Annotated in this window: 18 protein-coding genes; 6 read left to right on the forward strand and 12 right to left on the reverse strand. The window is 37.5% G+C overall.

Annotated features, from left to right (window positions below; genetic code table 11):
* Both GYA49_01420 and GYA49_01425 read left to right on the forward strand, forming a co-directional pair.
* Nucleotides 1–1,082: hypothetical protein (locus GYA49_01420; protein ID NMC35683.1), on the forward strand; the 1,082-nt coding region annotated here is incomplete at its 5' end.
* Between the two features lie 56 nt (nucleotides 1,083–1,138).
* Entirely contained in the window at nucleotides 1,139–2,119 is a 981-nt protein-coding gene (locus GYA49_01425) for a D-alanyl-D-alanine carboxypeptidase (protein NMC35684.1), read from the forward strand.
* On the opposite strand, the gene GYA49_01430 is transcribed toward GYA49_01425, so the two are convergent.
* The 11 genes from GYA49_01430 to GYA49_01480 all read right to left on the reverse strand — a co-directional run bounded on the left by GYA49_01430 (nucleotide 2,109) and on the right by GYA49_01480 (nucleotide 14,180).
* Entirely contained in the window at nucleotides 2,109–2,318 is a 210-nt protein-coding gene (locus GYA49_01430; GenBank protein NMC35685.1) for a hypothetical protein, read from the reverse strand. The two genes, GYA49_01425 and GYA49_01430, sit on opposite strands and share 11 nt — an antisense overlap.
* A gap of 26 nt (nucleotides 2,319–2,344) precedes the next feature.
* Nucleotides 2,345–3,256 carry a DUF4340 domain-containing protein gene (locus GYA49_01435; GenBank protein NMC35686.1) on the reverse strand — a complete coding sequence of 304 codons (912 nt, stop codon included), beginning with the start codon at nucleotides 3,254–3,256 and terminating at the stop codon, nucleotides 2,345–2,347.
* 94 nt (nucleotides 3,257–3,350) lie between these two features.
* A complete protein-coding gene (locus GYA49_01440; GenBank protein ID NMC35687.1) occupies nucleotides 3,351–5,564 on the reverse strand; it encodes an ABC transporter permease subunit in 2,214 nt (737 codons plus the stop codon).
* A gap of 9 nt (nucleotides 5,565–5,573) precedes the next feature.
* On the reverse strand, nucleotides 5,574–6,494 hold the full coding sequence (locus GYA49_01445) for an ABC transporter ATP-binding protein (protein ID NMC35688.1): 921 nt from the start codon (nucleotides 6,492–6,494) through the stop codon (nucleotides 5,574–5,576).
* Between the two features lie 125 nt (nucleotides 6,495–6,619).
* Entirely contained in the window at nucleotides 6,620–7,048 is a 429-nt protein-coding gene (locus GYA49_01450; protein ID NMC35689.1) for an FKBP-type peptidyl-prolyl cis-trans isomerase, read from the reverse strand.
* Nucleotides 7,049–7,285: 237 nt separating this feature from the next.
* The gene (locus tag GYA49_01455) at nucleotides 7,286–7,549 is read right to left on the reverse strand and encodes a hypothetical protein (protein NMC35690.1); all 264 of its coding nucleotides are present in this window, start codon (nucleotides 7,547–7,549) and stop codon (nucleotides 7,286–7,288) included.
* Between the two features lie 5 nt (nucleotides 7,550–7,554).
* Nucleotides 7,555–8,994: a F0F1 ATP synthase subunit beta gene (locus GYA49_01460; GenBank protein ID NMC35691.1), complete on the reverse strand. Its 1,440-nt coding sequence runs from the start codon at nucleotides 8,992–8,994 to the stop codon at nucleotides 7,555–7,557.
* 20 nt (nucleotides 8,995–9,014) lie between these two features.
* On the reverse strand, nucleotides 9,015–10,418 hold the full coding sequence (locus GYA49_01465) for a glycosyltransferase family 39 protein (GenBank protein NMC35692.1): 1,404 nt from the start codon (nucleotides 10,416–10,418) through the stop codon (nucleotides 9,015–9,017).
* A 3-nt stretch (nucleotides 10,419–10,421) separates the two neighbouring features.
* Entirely contained in the window at nucleotides 10,422–11,384 is a 963-nt protein-coding gene (locus GYA49_01470) for a hypothetical protein (protein ID NMC35693.1), read from the reverse strand.
* A 17-nt stretch (nucleotides 11,385–11,401) separates the two neighbouring features.
* Complete coding sequence (locus tag GYA49_01475; protein NMC35694.1) at nucleotides 11,402–12,286, reverse strand: F0F1 ATP synthase subunit gamma; 885 nt, start codon at nucleotides 12,284–12,286, stop codon at nucleotides 11,402–11,404.
* Nucleotides 12,287–12,461: 175 nt separating this feature from the next.
* Complete coding sequence (locus GYA49_01480; protein NMC35695.1) at nucleotides 12,462–14,180, reverse strand: F0F1 ATP synthase subunit alpha; 1,719 nt, start codon at nucleotides 14,178–14,180, stop codon at nucleotides 12,462–12,464.
* A gap of 257 nt (nucleotides 14,181–14,437) precedes the next feature.
* Between GYA49_01480 and GYA49_01485 the strand changes: the two genes are divergently transcribed.
* Nucleotides 14,438–15,547 (forward strand): hypothetical protein, encoded by a 1,110-nt coding sequence (locus GYA49_01485; GenBank protein NMC35696.1) that lies wholly within the window; start codon nucleotides 14,438–14,440, stop codon nucleotides 15,545–15,547.
* Between the two features lie 210 nt (nucleotides 15,548–15,757).
* Nucleotides 15,758–17,821, forward strand: a complete 2,064-nt coding sequence (locus GYA49_01490; protein NMC35697.1) for a LamG domain-containing protein — start codon at nucleotides 15,758–15,760, stop codon at nucleotides 17,819–17,821.
* 9 nt (nucleotides 17,822–17,830) lie between these two features.
* On the opposite strand, the gene GYA49_01495 is transcribed toward GYA49_01490, so the two are convergent.
* Nucleotides 17,831–18,367 (reverse strand): hypothetical protein, encoded by a 537-nt coding sequence (locus GYA49_01495; GenBank protein ID NMC35698.1) that lies wholly within the window; start codon nucleotides 18,365–18,367, stop codon nucleotides 17,831–17,833.
* A gap of 92 nt (nucleotides 18,368–18,459) precedes the next feature.
* On the opposite strand from GYA49_01495, the gene GYA49_01500 reads away from it, so the two are divergent.
* Together GYA49_01500 and GYA49_01505 are read left to right on the forward strand one after the other, a co-directional pair.
* Entirely contained in the window at nucleotides 18,460–19,260 is an 801-nt protein-coding gene (locus tag GYA49_01500; GenBank protein ID NMC35699.1) for a hypothetical protein, read from the forward strand.
* Nucleotides 19,257–19,496: a hypothetical protein gene (locus GYA49_01505; GenBank protein ID NMC35700.1), complete on the forward strand. Its 240-nt coding sequence runs from the start codon at nucleotides 19,257–19,259 to the stop codon at nucleotides 19,494–19,496. The genes GYA49_01500 and GYA49_01505 overlap by 4 nt, the downstream gene beginning before the upstream one ends.
* Nucleotides 19,497–19,518: the final 22 nt, after the last annotated feature.

Consider the following 19,518-nt stretch of genomic DNA (forward strand, 5'->3'; position numbering starts at 1 on the left):
AAAGTCCCTGGCCTCGCCTTGCTCACCATGAAGTCATGGAAAAATATGGCACTGACAAACCAGATTTGCGCCAGGATAAAAATAACCCTAACGAGTTGGCTTTCTCTTGGACTTTAGATTTTCCTTTATTTACGCAGCAATCTGAGGATGATTTTTTCCACGGTTCTGGTAGTGCCAAATTTGCTCCATCCCACCACATGTTTACCGCCCCGCATCCGGATGATATTCCTCTTTTAGACACTGACCCAACCAAGGTTCGAGGCTTGCAGCATGATTTAGTTTTGAATGGATATGAAGTGGGCGGTGGCAGCATCCGAATCCACCAGCCAGAAATTCAACAAAAGATTTTTGACTTGATTGGTTTTAGTAAAGCTCAAAGCCAGCAATTTGAACACCTACTTACCGCTTTCCAATATGGTGTCCCGCCTCATGGTGGCATTGCTCCTGGTTTTGACCGGCTTTTGATGGTTACTTTAGGCGAACCCAATTTACGGGAAGTTATGGCTTTTCCTTGTGCCACTTCTGGTATCACTGCTGTAGTTAATGCACCATCGCAAGCTACTGACGAGCAGCTCAAAGAGCTTGGGGTTCAGGTCCGCTCAATGGGTAGTAAGCCAGCTGGCTCAGTCTTTGAGCAAATCAAAAATTATCTGGAAACAGAAAAAGTTGCTTTCGAAATATTTGAGCATGAGCCTGTTTTCACCTGTGAGCAAGCTATTGCTATTTCTAAAACTAAACCAGAAGAAAACGCAAAAGCGCTGCTTTTAGAAGCTGACGATCAAGCCATTATGACCGTGCTATCAGCTGACAAAAAGTTAGATTTAAAAGCTCTTAAGCAGATTACCGGTAAAAAGGATGTTTCAATCGGTAGTAAGGAGTTGCTTAAAAAAGCTACAGGCTTGGAACCTGGCTCAGTGCCACCATTTGGCAGTTTATGGAAACTTCCGACTTATCTCGAAGAGGGTTTTAGTAAAGCTGAGACAATTTATTTTAATGCCGGCTCTCACACTCAAACTATTAAAATGAGTATGGCCGATTTTATTAAGGTAGAAAAACCTCAGATCGCCAGTTTTGCTAAATAAAAACTAATAGTTTCAAGTTTGCCTTGATACACAAGTTTTCGTGTTAAGATTAGTTTATGCCCAAAATCAAACAACTCAGAAAATTTTTCCAAAAACTGTTTAAAGCTAAAATTAGACTAATTGCCACAGTTGGGCTAGTATTATTTTTTTTCACTATTCCTTCTCGACTAATCTACTCTTTTCCACCGCTAGAACCCAAACACCCACCCAGTAGAGAGATTGATCTACAAATCCCGGAACCAGATCTATATCCAATCAATGTTACTGACGAAGCAGCCCCATATTTTTCAGCTCGCTCAGCTATAGCAGTTGATGTGGATAGCAAAGCGGTTATCTATATGAAAAATCCTGATGAAAAACTTTTACCAGCCTCAACTACTAAAATGGTTACAGCCCTGGTTGCTCTAGATAATTACCAACTTGATCAAGTTGCTAGCATTAGCTCACCACTACGGGAAGGTCAAATTATGGAGCTGTATGAAGGTGAGCAAATCACGGTCAATAATTTACTGCACGGTTTATTGGTCTATTCGGGCAACGATGCTGCTTATGCACTAGCTGAGCTTGATCCCAATGGGGTTGATGGATATGTCGCTAAAATGAATCAAAAGGTTATAGATTTAGGTTTAAAAGAAACTCATTTTACCAACCCAACTGGTCTTGATAATGGTAATCATTATTCCAGTGTTCACGACTTGGCATTAATTGGCGCTGAGCTAATGAGCAAACCGGAGTTGGCTCAAATTGTCCAAATTCAAAATGAAGTTGTTACTGATACTTCCGGAGAAATAACTCACGAACTAACTACAATCAATGAGCTTCTGGGTCAAGTTGAGGGGCTTAAAGGCATAAAAACTGGCTGGACTGATGCAGCCGGGGAATGCTTAGTTTCCTATACTGAACGAGATGGTCATAAAGTTATCACTGCCGTTTTGGGTAGCTATGACCGCTTTGGCGAAACTCGAAGTTTAATCGAATGGGTTTTTGGCAATCATGAATGGAAGAAAGTAACGTTGCCAAAAGAGATTAATCCTTAGGAAACTTAACAGCAACAACATTGCCATCATTAACTATTGCTCTGCCCCCTTTTTCACCAAGTTGTTTAAACCCTTCAATTGTTTTTATAGAGTTCGTTCTTACTGTTCCTACAAGTTTGCCAGCTGCTTTATCGGGATCAACTCCAGTCAATCTAGCTTTGACCTCGAATTGATTTGGAGATTGCCTATTATGTTCCATAAGATATTAATTGAATTATAATAACATTACTCCACCATTACAAAACTATCTTTAGTTTTATTGAGTTCATCAGCACTGTAACTAGATAAACTAAAGTATTGATTATCTATAGATCGCTTGAGTAGATATGTTTCTTCACCAACATCATAAAAGTCTAAAGAAACTGTTTCGCCATTGCTTTTACCAATAGCCAAACTAAAGATTGGGTTTCCAAAAGTGTATTCTTGTAGTTCCGGCTCCAAAACAAGATTTTCAGACACTAGTGGATTAAGTTTCATCACAAAAGTATTTAAACCATCATTGTTAATCTTACTTTCTTGATCGTCTTTAAATTGCCATTTACCATCTTCTATTTGATCAGCTTCAAAACTACCATTAGCGCTAGAAAAGGTTAGGTTTTTAATATCTTTACTGTCAATATCAACCACATCAAGATTAAACCATTGATGAGGATCAAAACTAATAGTAGGTAAGTTTCGCAAACCATAAATAGTAGTTTGATCTGGAATTCTAACTGTGGTTTCTGTGCCCGTAGAGTTACCAATCCAAATCGTCAAGGTTTTCCCTGAACCATCTTTTAGCGTTACAACTTTGGCTGTATCTTTAGTCAGAGAAAAATTTTCTTGCAACTGCTGCGACTCACCAACTATGATTGGCGAAGTTGTAGGTAAAAAGCTGGCAACCAATTCATCAACTTTAGCTAAATCCGCTGATTTGCTAGCTACCTGCCAACTACCGTCTTTTTTAATAAACGTTAGACTTTGACCTTGCTGAGCTAAATTAATATAGATAGGGTTGTCTTTATCAAAACCTTGAACATATTGTAAATAGTTATTTGGTTGATGAGCGCGATAGTTTTGCCATAAATTTCGGCCAAAAATAGCAGCAATGCCAATCAGTAAAACTAGAACTAGTTGCACTAAAGTTTTTGAATTCATGTATTCGTGTCATTCTGAGTCCTGAGTTTATCGAAGGGCGAAGAATCTTTTTGATAAGATCTCTCTGGACAAGCTCGGGATGACAAAATTCCACTTAAACTTTATACGTTCTCTTAGCTAATATTCTTCTTCGTCGTAAATACCAAACCCCAAAAGCAGCTACCAAAATTGGTGGCGCAAATAAGTTTCCATACTGAACTATGATTGGCTGCGATGGCTTAGTAAAAGTAAAGACCGGCGTATCACCAATTTTTCGCGGAATACTAGCTAAATCATCAGGAGCTGCTGTCCAATCTATAATAGCTGAAGTAAAGTTTTGATTGCCAGGATCTCGACTCATAAATTGATCAGAAATAAAATCACTGTCTCCAACCACTACTATTTTTGAGTTTTGCTTAATTGCGGCCGCGGCCACCAATTCTTGAGCTTGCCCACCCGTAAACGTTTCGTCGGTAAATTGCTCTGGCAAAATAGTGTAGCTGCCGCTTTGTACGCCACCGTTAGGGCTAGTTTCTAAAAGTTTAAATTGATTAACATCTTTAATCTCATTTAGTTTTAAACTATTGGCCCAAGCCATACTCACTGATTTCACTTCACCTAAACCAGGAAAATTAGTATCAGCCGGAATGGCTTTGATCCATAAAGGATAAGGCACTAAGTAAGAAATTCCATTACCTCCACCCAAAGAAATCGTTTCATTTAAAGCTGTATCATAAACAATATCTTGATTGAGCGTAATACCATAACTATCTAAGATTGATTCAAAGCCAGTGATATAGGGAGCAGCCGAGCCAGTACTAGGATCAATGTGGTGATTTTCTATAAAAAGTAAAGCTTTACCACCACTTGCTAAATAATCTTTAAGCTTAGCGGAAGCCGTAGCTGATAAAGGTTCTTGCAAACCATAGATCATGATAGCCTGAGCTGAAATAGTGGCTTCAGGCTGATCCAAAGAAATACTAGTCAAATTATATTGGGTTTCCAGATTTTGCCGCAAAACCTCAATACTATTATCGATAACAGGTTGTGCCTGCGGCAGTGTGTACATAGCTAGGGTTGACTGGTTGGTACTTGTCATTTTTCTAATCCGTCTGGTCAGCTGGTATTCCAAATCTGAAGTATCTTGGACAAATGGAATGGTTTCTTTTTTATCACCATAGCTGATTTGTAATCCAAAGTAACCAGCTTGGACCGCATAAGCATTTACTCCCAAAGTATTAAACTGGATTTCCTGGATCCCATTTTCTACGGCCAAATCTTTATCTTCTTTATTAGTGTCTGGATATTTAATGGTAACTTTGACCTTACCTTGGCTCAAACGACTATAGTCAGTCAAAACATCTTTAACTTTTTGGACATTGCTTTGAACTGGACCTGGCAAATTTTTAGATACATACAAGGTTACATTCACAATATCTGGCAACTGGTTTAACGTTTGTTTAGTCCCCTTAGACAAGGTAAAAAGTCGATTAAAAGTCAGATCTAAACGAATTGGATATGAATACATCAAAACATTGGCCACGATAGCAATACCAATAATTAAACCTAATCCTAAGTTAAGTTGGCTACGTTTAGCTAAATTTTCAGTAGTTTTACGCTGGGACAATCTAATCACCGCTATCATTAAAAAAGCACCGGTTAAGCTAATAAAGTAAAGTAAATCTCGCAAATCCAAAACTCCCCGACCAATATTTTCCATATGAGGCAGAATAGCCAGTTGAGTGATAAACGGAGCAATAAATTGCGGTAATGACAATAGTACAAAATCAAAACCGATGAGAATAAAAACAAAGTTAATAGCAGCTGCCAACAAGAAACTAGAAACCTGAGATGAGGTCAAAGATGAAGCCGCAATACCAATAGCTAAAAAAGCTCCCCCTACAAATAAAGCTCCTAAATATTGAGCAATTACCACCCCAGGATCAGGATTCGAAAAAATAAAAGTGGTAATGGGCATGGAAATAGTTGTAGCCAACATGACAGCAAAAAAGCCTAGAGAACCCAAAAATTTACCCAATACAATTTCTAATTCGGTTACCGGATGGGCATAGAGTAGTTCTAAGGTTTTGTTTTTTTGCTCTTGGGCAAAAGTTCGCATAGCAATCACTGGCGCAAACAGCAGTAAAGCAAAAGGCAAAAAGTCAAAGTAGGGTCTCAGTGAAGCTTGGTTAGCTAAAAAAGCACTGCGAAAATAGAGAAAAAAAGTAATCAGCAAAAAGGGCGCAATCAAAATATAGCCCATGCTGGAGTTGAAAAAACTCAATAGTTCTTTTTTGGCAATAGAAATAATGGGTTTTGCATTCAACATATGTTTCCTTTACTCTTGAGTTAGCTTCGTAAAAATATCCTCCAAATCAACCTGTCTTCTCGTCAATTCATACAGCTTCCAGTTTTTGGTTTTAGCCAGCTCAAAAATCGGTAATCGTAGGTCTTCATCACTAGAAGTAGTGAGATAAAAACGATGCCCTACATCTTCTTTACTTTGTTCGATAGTATCTAAACCAGGCAAGGCTTTTAGATCAGTTTTTATATCCTTGCCACTGGCTACAAATTCATAGCTTTGTTGACCAGAAGCCAGTTTATCCAACTGGGAAGTTGGCGAATCAGCTACAATTTGACCCTTGTTGATAATGATAATGCGCGAGCACATTCTCGTAATTTCAGATAATACGTGTGAACAAATTATCACGGTGCGTTTTTTACCAATTCCTTTAATAAGATCATGAATTTCCCGACGTTGATTGGGATCAAGACCTTCAGTTGGTTCATCAAGGAGAAGAATTTCTGGCTCAGCCAAAATCGCCTGAGCTAATCCGGTTCGTTGTCGATATCCTTTGGAAAGCTCAATAATTGGACGGTAAAAAACGTCACGAAGCCCAGCTGCTTCAACTGCTTTTTTAATCTTTTGTTCACTATCTGTTGGAGTGATTTTTTTGATTTTAGCCCAAAATTTTAAAAACTCTTCTACAGTCATATCGTCATAAATTGGATTGTTTTCCGGTAAATAACCAACCTGACCATGCTGACTGACGTCTTCACTAAAAAAATCTTGACCATTAACCAAAACCTGACCCTTGCTGGGTGGCAACACTCCAGCAATCATCCGCACAGTTGTAGTTTTACCAGCTCCATTGGGACCCAAAAAACCTACCACTTCACCTGGCTGAATTGAAAGACTAATGTCCTTAATTACTGTTGTACTATCAAAGGTTTTGGAAACTTGCTTGAGTTCAATCATGTTCGTTTTATCATCTCGAACGAAGTCGAAATTCTCTTAAAAAACTTCTCAACTACGATCTACATGACAAAAACAATCTTTTCAATTTAGTTTTTATAGAACAAGTTTAATTTTTTTTCAAGTAGTTATTCGACTTTCAAAAGTTCTATTTCAAAAACCAAAGTCGCTCCTGGTGGAATTGATCCTATCCCTTGATCTCCATAAGCCAGTTTAGCTGGGATAAATAATTGCCGTTTACCACCTACTTTCATTCCCACAATACCCATATCCCAACCCTTAATCACTTGACCAGCTCCAATTGTAAAACTAAAGGGCTCACCTCGATCCACAGAACTATCAAATTTTTGACCATTGGTTAAAGTTCCGGTGTAATGAACAGTAACTTTAGAACCTTCAACTGCTTCAGTCCCAGTTCCTACTACTAAATCTTTGCCTTGCAATTCATCAACCGTGGTTAGCTCTTGTTTTTTAAGCTGAACCTCTTCTGAGTTTTGAGATTGCTCTGCTGTAGCTGGAGACTCAATATCCTCTGGATCAATTTGTAAATCAGGCATATCTTCTGCTCCCAATATTGGAGTACCTGGTTCCCGCAAAGGTCCACTATTATATTTTTTGGCAGCTTCTGCTTGAGATTTTTTACCAATTGTTAAATCACTAGAGACATTAGTGAGCGTATCGTTTTGCCCACAGGCAGACAGTAGTAATCCCAATAAAATAATCAAACTGATAAAGGTTTGTTTCACTTTCATAGCCAGGATAGATATAGCGCAAAGTTTGACAGAAGTAAACTATTAAAAACCAATCAGAATAGTTAGGGTGTTATTTTTGATTCGAGCTACACCACCATCAATTTTTTCTTCAATCTTTTGACCACTCTCTTCTTCAATTTGAATAGTTCCCTCAATCAGTTCTGTATAGAGTGGTGTGTGCTCTGGGAGTAGGGCTAAATCAGCAATTTTACCTGGAGCAAAAACCCGTTTAGCTTTACCTTCATAAACAACATGGTTCGGATCAACAATAACAACATCAAGAAAATTCTGTTTCTTAAGTGGCATATTTTTTAGCCTTCTTTGGCTCGCTTTTGAGCATCTTCAATTTCACCAATCATATAAAAAGGATCGTCAGACAAGTCATCATATTTACCTGATAAAATTTCCTTAACCCCTTTGACCGTGTTTCCTCGTTCCACATAAACACCAGGCACATTAGTAAATTGCTCAGCTGTATAAAATGGTTGGCTCAAAAATTTTAAGATTTTTTTAGCCCGAGATACGGTAATTTTTTCAGCCTCAGACAATTCGCCCTCTCCTAAAATAGCAATAATGTTTTGTAAGGATTTGTGCCGCTCCAATACTTTTAAGGCTGCCTTTAAAGTATTGTAATGTTCACTTCCCAAAACGCTTTCATCCAAAGTTGAACTAGATTGCAAGGCATCAACTGCCGGAAAGATTTTCATCTGAGCAATTTTTCGGGACAAAACCACTACTGAGTCTAGATGAGAAAAGATAGCCTGAATAGCCGGGTCTGAAAAATCATCAGCTGGCACATACACAGCCTGAACAGATGTAATAGCTCCTCCAGGCGTTGAGACAATCCGCTCCTGGATTTCACCCAGTTCTGAATTCATAGTTGATTGATAACCAGTTTCTGAAGGAATTCGACCTAAGACTGTGGAAATCTCAGCTCCGGCCTGAATAAATCGGAAAATATTATCAATAAAAAGCAGGATTTCTTTACCGGTTAAATCACGAAAATATTCAGCTAAAGTAACTCCGGTCAACGGGGTTCGAAACCGCATAGCCGGATATTCATTCATTTGCCCTAAAACAATTGCTACATTTTCCAACACATTTGTTTCTTTTAAAGTTAAAAATAGCTCATTACCTTCCCTGGTTCGTTCACCTACTCCAGCAAAAACCGATTTAGTACCATGCTTGACCGTAGTATTGTGAATAATCTCGGTCACTAGCTGGGTTTTACCTACACCAGCTCCTCCAAAGAAACCAATTTTGCCACCTTTAATAAATGGGGTTAAAAAATCAATACCTTTAATTCCAGTTTCAATAATCTCAGTCGGGCTTTTAACTTCATCAAAGGTTGGGCTGGGTACATGAATAGGAGCCGTTTCGGTAGTCTTAATGGGTCCAAGCTCATCGAGTGGATGACCAAAAACATTCACAATCCGACCTTGCATAGATTCACCTACTGGTACTCGCAATACATCGCCAGTATCTCGAACCGGCAAACCCAAAGACAGCCCTGAAGATGGTAACATTGAAAGACATCGCACTGTATGGTTTGATAAATGTTCAAATGCCTCAAGTATCAGCTTTTCTTTATTTTGAACTTCTAAAGCATTGTAAATATCAGGAACATGGAGGGGAAAATGGACATCAACCAAAGCTCCACGAATAGACACGATTCGACCAATGTGTTCGATTTTTCCATTATTTTTTGTGTCTTTTGATTCTGTCTTAACATTAGGAGAGGCAGGTGACATAGACTTACTATACCATTTCTCTATTTGACTTTGAAAAGCACTAGACTACGTTCTTTGGAGAAATTAATCACTTCTAGCTCCGAACCAGCAAAGTTAATAAAACGTTGATTTTTTTTGACCAGACTTTTTTCTATCGTTTGATCTTTAGCTTCGGTATTTAAATTGTACACAATGTATTTAATCCCAGCTTTTTTAAGATAACTAGCAATAGCTTGGTAATTTCCATCACTAGCTTCATACAAACCATTAAATTGGTCCAAAAAATTATCTGCAATCACCCGGTGAAAATAATCATCAATAAAGTAGTGCAGGTAACCACCCACCATTAGCACATATTTTTGACCAGAAACAATTTCCGGATCAGTATTAATGACAGTTGCCATAGCTAAATGATTAGTCAAAGTTGCATTAATCATTTGTTCTCGATCAAGTTTGCCAGTTGCAAAATAAAGTTGGGCTGAATGACCATAACGTTTTAGATCAATCAACAAGCAAAATAAGCAGTTGATAACAACTAGCCACATAATAGTTTTATGGATTTTAGGAAAAGCTCGGCTACCATCAATAAGTAGGGCGAGCAAAATTGAAAGACCAGCAAACATACCAATGCCATACCAAACTCCACCCTTACCACCAATTACCCAAGCCAATACATAGGTAATGGAATACAAACTAACAATGATAGCTTTTGAACCCATGTTAAGTTTTTGATAGGTTTTAGGAAAAAGAAACCAAGCTAGTAATAGCAGTGGTAACAAGACTAAAAAGAGACTAGTAATATGTAAATTAAGTACCGATCGGTTTTGCAACATGGTCACATCCCAAGGTAAAGAGATATATCGAGCTATAGGAATTTGTGCTAAATTTTTAGGTAAAAATCGCTCTAAACCAAACCAACCGGTTTCATAGCCTTCATAACGACTGAAATCTTCATAGATACCAGTAAAAATAGACTCATCTAAGTTTTTTACTCTTGCTCTTTGTAAAAGATTGCCCCGATTAACAATAAAGTCATCACTCCCCCAAATAAGATCTGAATAATGGATATGTTGCCAGTGATGTTCTTGTAAATGGATAAAAATCCAAGGAGCCATAACTAAAATAGCTACCAAAACTGCCAACAAACTAGTGCTTAAATTTTTAACGATTTGTTTTTTATTGGTATTAAAAAACAAATCGTATAGATAGATAACCAGCATAGCTAGGGCTGCAAACCCAGCAACGACTTTAATTGTCATTGAAAAACCTAAAAACAAAGCACTAATAAGTAAATAAATAAATTTTCGCTTTTTTCTCCACTCAAAATAAGCCAGCCATGAAAGCACAAGAAAAGCTAATAAAGTTGCCTCAACTCGAGGTTCCCAGGTATTGTAAAAACTAAATAAAGAAGTGGAGTATAAAACAGCTATTGCTAAAAATCCCACTGTCTAATTTTTGACTTTTTTACCAACTAAAATAATTGCTACCGAACTTAGCAAACCTCCCCAAAGTGCTACATACAAAGCTAGCATTTCTCTAAACTGAGACAGGCTAAAAAAATCTGCCACTAAATATGCGCTACTGTATATCAACTCAACCGGATAGGCATATTGTCCATGAATAAATTGGCCACTACGAGCCAATTCCTTAGCTACCGCAAAATACTGCACCATACTATCCCAACCTCCGGGAATTGCCTGCATCATAATAGAAAAATTCAAAGTCAGTACCACAAACCAAAACCAAGCTCCCCAAAATTGCCAACTTTTTAAACTTGTCTTCCAGGTAAAAGTTTGTAAGCCTAAAGTTTTAATTTGAACAAAATTAAAGTAATTCAGTCCAATTCCAAATAAAAAAATTGCAATAACTAAGAAAGAGTTGAACATATTTATCAACGCCAAAATTAAAAATACGAAGGTCAACACAACGTAGCCAAAACCAAGCGATAAAACGACAGTTTGAGCCGATAGTTTTTTATTTGTTTCCATTTTTAAAAGCCTGTAAACAAAACTACCAAAACCATAACAAGCAAAAGTCAAACTAAGCAGCCAAAGTAAAATAGTTATGATTTTAAAACATAAACTTATACTGACTAAAAAAATGTCTGAGAGAGATACAATCCCTTTCATGAATCCACTAAACAACAAGCCATTAAAAACCAGAACGGCAAAAAAGATAAACAAATCCAAGATCGTAAATTTAATATGTAACTTTTGTCCTTGAATTTGATTGCGGCTATGTAAATAGGCTAAAAAACCACCGGTATAAAGAAGGGGGATAAGTACCCACACACTACTATTTTTAAGCGTTGGCAGGTATTCGGAATGAAATTGGGGATTATAGTAATAAAAGCTGACAACACCAATCCAAAGCAAGCTTAGAGCCAAAAATAGATACTGCAAAACTTTCATAAATTTAGAATTTATAGTTACTCAGCCCACAACGCTCTACCAGCCTGAACTTCTTGAATTTTTTTATCAATTTGCTTACGCCGGGCTTTGTTATACTCCATTTGTAAATCTTTGAGCAAGTCTTTAGCGTTGTCTGAAGCAGTTTGCATGGCTACCATTTGTGCTGAGTAAAGCGATAATTTAGAATCTAAAATTTGCTGACGGAATAGTGAATATCGCAATTTAGCTGTCACACTTTCAATAAGATCATCTAAATCTGGTTCAAAAATAAATTTACCTTCATTTTCTTCCTCTTTTTCCTTATCTTCCTCAGTTTCAATGGCTGGTTCTGCTAATTCCAAAAAGACTACTTCCCTTGTGGCGGTATTAATGTATTTAGAATAAACCAGATAGATTTGGTCATAATACACAAACATGCTAATTAAACGCTTTAGATCTTCAATTTGCACTTCTTCCGGAATATCATATGGATAATAATTGAGATTGGGATTTTTACTAACTTGTCTACGAAAATAATCTTGGCCTTTTGAGCCAATAACGAAGTAATCAGCTTCGAGATGTTCTGGCAAAATCTTTTCCAATTTAGCAATAATTTCAGTATTGTACGAACCGCATAACCCCTGATATGAACTAACTACAATAATGGCCTCGCGACGCTTAACGCCAAATCGTTGACTTAATTTTTTATCAATCTTTTCTAATTCTTCAATAAATTGAAGTTGCTTCTCTCGCTTCAGCTCCCGCAAAATCAAAGTAGCTTCATCTACAAAACGCCGACTGGCTAGCACTGCTTTGCGCAAAGAGGTCATCCGCATAGTTGCAATTTGTTGCAAGCTATTGGCAAAACCGCCAACTGAAGCTACCACTATTTGTTGCTCTTTAATTTCATTGACTTTAGCCATAGCAGTAAAAACTAAAAACTAATCGCATAATAAGAAATTTTTTAATAGCGCAGAGATTTTTACACTTTTTCAAGGCATTATTTGTCGATAGTACTAGCCGTACTTGAGGCAAATAATAACGCAGAAAAAATGTAAAAGATCAAGTTGATAAAGATTTGTCATTGTGCAATTAGTTTTAAGCGCTTTTTTCCTGAACTGGAGTGCTTTGATTTTGATTAGCTTGACTTGGGGCGGGCGTAGTTGCCTGAGGTGGTTGGGCTTTATAAAGTGCAAAAAGCCGATCGACTTCGGCATCAATTTCTTTAAGATCTTTAGCTTTATCACAAAGGGTAATAAATTCATCACCAACTTGCTTTCGATAAAAGATCAGGAAGTTTTTCCTAAAATCTCCTAGCTCGGTTAGCTCCATTTCATCTAATTTACCCGAATTGGCCATGTATAAAAATATAATTTGCTCATCCCAGGAATAGCTAATCTCAGAGTTTTGAGCCAGCATTTCTCTGACACGTTTACCTCGATTTATTTCTCGTAATGTTTCTTCAGCCACTTCGGTATTGATAGTTTCAAATGATTTTACTTCAGCATAACGGGCTAAAGTTCTTGAGGTTAGTTCGCCTATTTTTTTCATAAGTGAAGTTTGGACCTTGCTTCCAATACGGGACACTGAAGCTCCGGAATTAACTGCCGGTAAAATTCCTTCATGCATCATATTGGCATCGAGATAAATATGACCATCCGTAATTGACATAAGATTAGTAATAATATAGTCGGAAATATCCCCAGATTGAGTTTCAGCAATTGGCAAAGCTGTGATCGAACCAGCTCCTAATTTTTTACTAATTTTAGAAACTCGTTCAAGTAGTCTGGAGTGCAAAAAGAAAATATCACCAGGATAAGCATCTCTACCAGGAGAACGTTTAAGTAGTAGCGAAACCTGACGATAAGCTTTGGCTTGTTTAGAAAGGTCATCGTAAACAATCAAAGCATTTTTACCTTGATACATATAATGCTCAGCAATAGCTGTACCCACATATGGAGCCATATATTGTAGGGACGGTGGCTCATCAGAAGTGGCAATAACCATAGTGGTGTATTCCATAGCTTTTCGTTCCTGTAGTAGTTGCAGTGTGGCTTTGGCTTTGGCAGCCTGAATTCCTACCCCTACATATACGCAGATAATTCCATGACCTTTCTGGTTGCTAATAATATCAATAGCTAAACGACTCTTGCCAGTTTTGCGATCACCAATTACTAGCTCTCTCTGTCCTCGACCGACAGGAATGGTAGTATCAACCACCATAACTCCAGTTTTCAGTGGCTCATAAATTGGTTCACGAGCCATAACTGAGGGGGCAGGAAATTCCACATCGCGGTAAGCTTCTGGTTTTATACTGCCCTGCTCATCAATCGGTTGGCCCAAGGGATTAATAACTCGACCTAATAGAGATTTTCCTACTGGCACTTTTAGTTTTGAGTTATTAGCAACAACCTGATCACCTTGCTTGATTTTGGTGTAATCGCCCAAAACTACAGTTTCTATATGAGTATCCTCAATCCCCAAAATCATAGCTTTTTCCGTTCCAGTAGAAGTTTTAACAGTTACAATATCTTCAATCCGAGCATGGGTAAGACCAGCTACTTTACAAACTCCATCGCCAATATAAATAACCTCACCAATCTGAGTAATACCTTCTTCAACTTCTTCAGGAAAAGAAAAGTCTAAAAGTTGTGTAAAACTGGTTTCAGCTTCTAGGTCTCGCTTACCTAGATTTTCAGCTTCTGCAAAAGGATCATAAATGAACGTATTTGGAGGAAGTACAGGATCTAATTCTGGCTTGATATGAGTACTTTGTAGAACTGATTCCAACGTTGGTGCAATCTTTTTAGCAGGCATAAGTAACTTTATTATAACGTACCAAACTAGGACATCATATTAGAATTAGTAATTGCAATTTTATATCAATATTCTTAAATAGATTAAAAAGTATCAAAATTTTCACGATATTTTAATATTATTTAAGATAAAAACAATAAGACTTCCTCTGAAACTCCTACTTGACAATGCCTGATCAAACTCCTTAGTATGGAATATGTAGTATTAATTATTAGCTTATTCTCAACGGGTAATACGTTGAGAAAGGAGGTGAGATTATGAAAACTGCCCGAATTTTATTAGGCACATTATTAGCATTTGTACTGGCTTTAATACCAGGCTCTGCTTATGCAGCTGGTTTACTTGAAGATATTACTATCAATATGTCTTCAGCAGCACCCAGTACTTCATCAACTCATACCTATTCCCTAACAGTAGGAAGTGATAGTACTACTATGAGGACAGTGACTTTAAGTTACTGTAAAGAGGCCTCCGGAGCTTGTACAGCTCCAACTGGTTTGAGTTTAGCTAGCGCTACTCTCGGAACTATGGGAGGAGCTTCTGATGGCAATTGGAATTTATCAACTGCTGATAATGTTGCTACCTTAACTCACACAGACGTTGCTTCATCAACAGATGCTTGGAGTGATGGTGATGTTATTATTTTTGATATTCAAAGTATCACCAATCCAACTGTAGCAGGCTGTAGCGGCTCTGGAGGCACATCTGGAACCTGTTATATTCAAATTGCTACTAAAAACTTAACCGGAACAACTATTGATGATGGGGTTGGTTCAATCAGTGTTATTACTGAAGTTACCGTTACCGCTAGAGTTGATCCTACTTTCACTTTTGTAGTAGCAGGAGTAAATAGCAGTACTGTCAATAATGGCATTACTACATCAGTTAGCTCTGCTTACAATACTCTGCCATTTGGTAATTTAACTGCAGGCACCCCTAAATATGCTGCACATAAGTTAAATGTAACAACCAATAACAATGGGGGTTATTTTATTAAAATGAAAATGACCACTCAAATGACAGGAAAGTATAGTGGTAACAATATTGATCCATTTGCTTACAATAGTGTTAGCTGGTCATCACCAGCAGCTTGGACAAATCCAGGTGCTACTACTCCAAATACCAACACTGCTTGGATTGGAGCTAATACCACAGATACTGATATCTCTGGTTGGTCACTAAGTCCATCTGGTAAGTTTGGTCCAGTTCCAACTGGTTCAGATAATTATGTTGTGGTTATGCAAGATGCAAATCAAGATGATGGCTCAACAGCTATATATGTTACATATGCTATTCAAGCCAATACCTATCAACCTACTGATCTGTACACTGGAACTTTGATGTATAACGCTTTACCGACGTACTAAACAAATCTACAAAGTTTGTTTATACGTCCGGACGTAGAATGTAAACACCCCCTTGGCCAAGGGGGTGTTTTTTTATTGTTTAGCACTTGACTGAGGTAGCCAATTATTTATTTATCCGCTATTATTGAAATAAGCAATTATTCGATTGCTTATTTTTCTATGGTAAGAGTTCTCAATAAACTAATATCAAGTTTTATAATCATCTTATTTTTGTTTTACATTTTCCCAAGCTCCTCATTTGCCTGGTGGGATAGTTCATGGCAATATCGTTTTAAATATACAATAGATAACTCTGGTGTTGGAGAAACTTTAACCGATTTTCCACTTCATATTGATTTAACCAATGACGCTCCAGCCCATTTCTGGGCTTATGTCGCTGCTGGGGGCACTGATATCAGAGTTATCGATGAAAATGACAGCACTAACCTTTCTTCCCAAGCTCATTTAGAGGGTTTTGATAAAGCTAGCTCCAAAGGACATCTTTGGGTAAAAAAAACTATTACTACCACCGGCAATGCCGATTTTGTCTGGGTTTATTATGGGAATTCTGGAGCTAGCTCTGCTTTCTCCGACACTACTAAACAAAATACTTATAACAATAATTATGCAGGTGTCTGGCACTTGGACGAAACCTCCGGAACACATTACGATGGTACGACCAATAACAAGGACTCAACTTCAATAACAATAACCACTCAAGGCAGTGCTATTGGTCAAATTAATGGTTGTGATTTATTTGGCGGTAATTCCGATTCGATCTCAATGGGAGATGTTTTAGATTTTGAACGCACTAATCCCTTCACCTTTGAAGCCTGGATAAAAAATTCAGCGACACATCAGGAACCAATTATTTCAAAACTTGCTAGTTCCTCCCCGAATAATGGTTTTGAGTTTGGCTATAACGCCTCAACTCCCAATGTTCTCTATTTCGCTTTAGCCAACAATTATAGTACTAATGCTATTGTTGCTTATGGCTCAAAGGCTGTAAACGATGGAATATGGCATTATGCGGTAGTGAGCTACAATGGTTCATCTAATGGATCTGGAGTAAATTTTTATGTTGATGGTAGCTTGGGCAATGGCTCTGTTCCCAGAAATAGCCTTAGCGCTACAACACTAACTGCATATGATTTTAAAATAGGTTATCGAAGTTCAACTATCTACTCTGGAAACTCCAATGTTGATGAGGTAAGAGTTTCCAATATTGTGCGTTCCGCTGAATGGGTCGAGTTTGCATATAAATCTGATGGGGGAAATGGTGGAAGTAGCGAAGATACTCAGTATATTATTTCTGCAGAACCAACTGGAGCTGATGTGGTTTTAGCTAGTGATTGGTCAACAAATGTTGACAACTCGGCCACAGGCGAAGGTCAGACTGGGGTCGTAGCAGTAGGAGTTCAAAATGAAAGTTATCGCATTGCTACATTTAATGCTGATTTTGATCAAAGCTTAGACTGGAGTGATTTGACAGTAGACAGTGATGGTAGCAAGGCTTTATTCCACTATGATGGTGGTTTTACTAGTTTACCGGGATCTTCGGGAAGTACCTATACCCTTTACATTCCCACAAACAATAAACCTTACATTAGAATTTGCCCAGACGCCACAAGTCTTGAAGAAGTTACAAGTGCTTGTAGTAATGGTTATCTTTTGACAACTAATGACATTAATGTAAGCAAGGTGATTGAAGGTGAAACTGAGTACTATAAAGTCTCAGGGCTTAGTTCTACTGGAGGAGAAGGCGAAGATCCGAGTATTAGTTTTTCTGTTATTGGAGTTGGAGCTAGTACTGTTACTAATGGTATCACCACTTCAGTAGGAAGCGACTATAATACTTTACCTTTTGGTAATTTGATTTCAAATACTCCTAAGTATATGGCTCATTATCTTTCAGCCAGCACCAACGCAAACTCAGGCTATACTGTTTATGTCAAACTTTTAAACACTCTTCAGGGCGAATATCCAGCAAATATGATTGATCCTTTTGATGGTAGTTGGACTACCCCTCAAGCTTGGTTTAGTCCAACCGGAAGTGTTCCAAATATTAATACGGGTTGGATCGGAGCTAATACTAGCGACACTAGAGTTTCCGGCTGGAGTGATGGCTCTGGGAAATTTGGCCCTTTAAGCACTATATCTCATCCGGTTATGTACTCATCAACTATTGATACCGGTACAAATGCTTATGTTACCTATGCCATTGAAACCAATGTCCATCAACCTTCAGATTTATATATGGGAACCATTATCTATAATATTTTACCCACTTATTAGAAAAAGTATTTAGAGAGTTCGTTTGTTTTCGACTAAATTATATTGCACTGTTGCTGAGCTTTCACTTTGTTCAAACCGCAATTCAATAAGATCAATGTCTTTGACATCAACTTTTCGTTTATAAGTAAAATGACCAACTGAATCGGTTTTAACCGCATGAACTTCAACCTGTTCTCCTAGTACTGATTCTCCACTCCCATCTTTATTTTTTGTTTTAGTGTTGTAAGTACTAGGGGTAACAACTGCCGAAACCATCACATTTAAGTTTGCAGCCGGCGCAGCTCCTGAAACAATCAGCTCTCCAGATTCTGATGCATAAGAAACATCTGCAATTTCAATTGGAGCTATTTTTGGTTCTTCTTGCTGAGGTACAGCTGCTTCTTGGATTTTAGCTACGGCTTCATTAAGTTTTTCTTCTGCAATTTGCACTTGCTCTTCTTTAGGTTCATCCAGCTGGCCAGCATACTTAGAAGCAGTATAAATCCCCACAGGTAATATCAAAACCATAAGTAGGATTAGAATTTTATCTAAAAAATCAGTTTGCATAATGCTTGCCCTAGCTTTAGTAAAAGTGTTTAAATAATAAAGGAACGGGTATATAAAACATGTAATCTAAGCCATACTATAGCAAGCTACCTATGTCCAAGCAAGTTATTATTCATCCAAGCATCACTGGTTTTTTACTTATTTTTGTACTGCTAATCCAAATAGCATTCACTCGTTTTTTACCTCAGGGAAAAGTATTAGGAATTAGCCTGGATTTAAATGAATCAAAAATTATTTCTTTAGTAAATTTACAGCGCCAAAAAGAAGGACTAACACCTCTTAAACCAAACGATAAACTGGCGGCGGCGGCTAAGGCTAAAGCCAATGATATGTTTGAATTTGGCTATTGGGATCACTATTCTCCAACCAAACGCCCTCCTTGGACTTTTATTTTAAATGCTGGTTATGATTATCACTATGCTGGTGAAAATCTAGCCAAAGACTATTATGACGATCAAAGTTTAGTACAAGCCTGGATGGACTCTGAACCCCATAAGGCCAATATTTTAAATAAAAATTATGAAGATATTGGCATTGCCATTATGCAGGGCGAACTCAATGGCAAAGATACGGTTTTGGTAGTCCAAATGTTCGGAGCTCTTTTCCCTGCATCTTTAACTGAGAGCGAACGTATTACTCAAGAGCTTGGCGCACCACTCCTTGATTCTAAGCTTGACCAAGCAAATACATTTGTAAACACTAATTTTCAAGCCAGTAAGATTGTAGCGCTTATTGTTATTGGTTTATTGTTGGGCCTTCTTATTTATGATGTAACCAAGAGTCATCGTTTTCGCAATTTTAGCCGTAATACCAAACAATACTGGGGGCATTTTTTATTTCTATTTGCCCTAGGGATTATTATTATTTTAACCAGACAAGGTAGTATTTTATGAAAGATATTTTGCAGCTTTTTATTGTTATTTGGCTGGCAATTTTTGCTTATTTACTTTTTCCCAATCAGCAATTGATCCGTTTATTTATTTTAATAACCATGACTTTAGTTTTTATTGCCTGGGGTTTAAAACAACATATTGTCAATAAAACTTTATCTTTAAATATTATTTTAGAATACTGCTTTTTAGGCCTGCTTGGTATTGCGCTGGTTTCTTTTTTACTTTACTATAAGTAATAGCCTGTTAATTAGTAATTTA

It is taken from the genome of Candidatus Beckwithbacteria bacterium (assembly GCA_012797845.1).
In the GTDB taxonomy this organism is placed as follows: Bacteria; Patescibacteriota; Microgenomatia; order UBA1400; family UBA1449; genus JAAZOH01.

Bases quoted from the DNA above. Each gene is read 5' to 3' on its own strand.
- GYA49_01425 (NMC35684.1), top strand. From the start codon at position 1,139: ATGCCCAAAATCAAACAACTCAGAAAATTTTTCCAAAAACTGTTTAAA.
- GYA49_01430 (NMC35685.1), bottom strand. From the start codon at position 2,318: ATGGAACATAATAGGCAATCTCCAAATCAATTCGAGGTCAAAGCTAGA.
- GYA49_01435 (NMC35686.1), bottom strand. From the start codon at position 3,256: ATGAATTCAAAAACTTTAGTGCAACTAGTTCTAGTTTTACTGATTGGC.
- GYA49_01440 (NMC35687.1), bottom strand. From the start codon at position 5,564: ATGTTGAATGCAAAACCCATTATTTCTATTGCCAAAAAAGAACTATTG.
- GYA49_01445 (NMC35688.1), bottom strand. From the start codon at position 6,494: ATGATTGAACTCAAGCAAGTTTCCAAAACCTTTGATAGTACAACAGTA.
- GYA49_01450 (NMC35689.1), bottom strand. From the start codon at position 7,048: ATGCCTGATTTACAAATTGATCCAGAGGATATTGAGTCTCCAGCTACA.
- GYA49_01455 (NMC35690.1), bottom strand. From the start codon at position 7,549: ATGCCACTTAAGAAACAGAATTTTCTTGATGTTGTTATTGTTGATCCG.
- GYA49_01460 (NMC35691.1), bottom strand. From the start codon at position 8,994: ATGTCACCTGCCTCTCCTAATGTTAAGACAGAATCAAAAGACACAAAA.
- GYA49_01470 (NMC35693.1), bottom strand. From the start codon at position 11,384: ATGAAAGTTTTGCAGTATCTATTTTTGGCTCTAAGCTTGCTTTGGATT.
- GYA49_01475 (NMC35694.1), bottom strand. From the start codon at position 12,286: ATGGCTAAAGTCAATGAAATTAAAGAGCAACAAATAGTGGTAGCTTCA.
- GYA49_01480 (NMC35695.1), bottom strand. From the start codon at position 14,180: ATGCCTGCTAAAAAGATTGCACCAACGTTGGAATCAGTTCTACAAAGT.
- GYA49_01485 (NMC35696.1), top strand. From the start codon at position 14,438: ATGAAAACTGCCCGAATTTTATTAGGCACATTATTAGCATTTGTACTG.
- GYA49_01495 (NMC35698.1), bottom strand. From the start codon at position 18,367: ATGCAAACTGATTTTTTAGATAAAATTCTAATCCTACTTATGGTTTTG.
- GYA49_01500 (NMC35699.1), top strand. From the start codon at position 18,460: ATGTCCAAGCAAGTTATTATTCATCCAAGCATCACTGGTTTTTTACTT.
- GYA49_01505 (NMC35700.1), top strand. From the start codon at position 19,257: ATGAAAGATATTTTGCAGCTTTTTATTGTTATTTGGCTGGCAATTTTT.